The sequence below is a fragment of the Mycobacterium sp. 1165178.9 genome (genome assembly GCF_001673555.1).
Taxonomy (GTDB): Bacteria; Actinomycetota; Actinomycetes; order Mycobacteriales; family Mycobacteriaceae; genus Mycobacterium.
On sequence record NZ_LZMB01000547.1, the window covers coordinates 1 to 627 of the forward strand.

1 pseudogene is annotated in these 627 nt (G+C 73.0%); it reads left to right on the forward strand.

The features are described 5' to 3' along the window. Positions 1 to 627 (forward strand): annotated as a pseudogene (locus A5652_RS28205) (hypothetical protein); the annotation flags it as partial.

Here is a 627-nt window from a genome sequence, read left to right on the forward strand (position 1 = left end):
CGCCGCCGAAGCGACCGCCACGATCGACGTTGCCGACCCGGCGCCACCCGCCAAGCCCGCCGCGCCCGCAGCCAGAGACGCGCCGAAGGCGCCCTACTGGTCCGAGCCCGAGCCGCGCTGGCCCAAGTCACCGCCGCAGCCCAAGCGCGCGGCGGGGCCCGAGCGCAGCGAATACCCGCGGCCGTTACCCGGCCGGGCGGGCGCGGCGGCCAATGGCACCGGGCAGTCGGGTTCGGGGGCCGAGGAGATGAGCTTCGACCCGATGGACCACTACGCCGATGTCCCGGTGGACGTCATGGACTCCGAGGTGCGCGAGGCCGAACCGGCGCAGGAGGACTCCGCGTACGTGCGCTCCTTTCTGCGGTCCGGGGATTCCGACGATGACGAGAACGGATCCGGACCGCTGTCCGCCGGAGTGCTCCACGACGAACACCTCGACATCGAGGACCGGCACGCGGACGCGGACCCCGACGCCCACCTCGAGCGGGGCAGATTCGACGCGGTGTGGCGCGGCGGCCTGGTCGTGCTGCAGTCGATGCTGGCGGTCGCGTTCGGCGGCGTCGTATCCGGGCTCGTCGTCGTCATCGCGGATGACGGGGAGGTCGCCGGTCAGTTCGGCGACGGTCA